This window comes from Rhodoferax sp. RT5P35, assembly GCF_056521385.1.
In genome coordinates, this window is sequence record NZ_JBWMAX010000312.1 from 1 (window position 1) to 318 (window position 318).

The 318-nt window shown below is 67.0% G+C and carries 1 pseudogene; it reads right to left on the reverse strand.

Features of this window, described 5'->3' with window-relative positions:
* A pseudogene (locus tag AC097L_RS25910) lies at positions 1 to 318 on the reverse strand (oxidoreductase); the annotation flags it as partial.

Below are 318 nucleotides of genomic sequence, written 5' to 3' on the forward strand. Positions count from 1 at the left end.
GGAATCTCCACCCCCGCCAGGGCCAGCGCCTTGGCCACAGTCTGGTCGGCGGCGATGCGCACCACCCGGCCCGAGCTGGCCAGCTTGACCTCAAAGCTGGCGTCATCTGCCGAAGGTGCCACGTTGGCCGAGAAGAACTCGTAGTGCAGCTGGTCTTCGGGCCAGCCGCTGGAGCGCGCCGTCTGCAGCACCGCGTCCATGAAGCCCTTGGGCCCGCACACATACAGGTGCACCCCCGGCTGCGGTTCGGCCAGCAGGTCGGGCAAGGACAGCTTTTGTGCGCTGGCACCATCGTCGAAGGGGAAGTGCACATCGGAT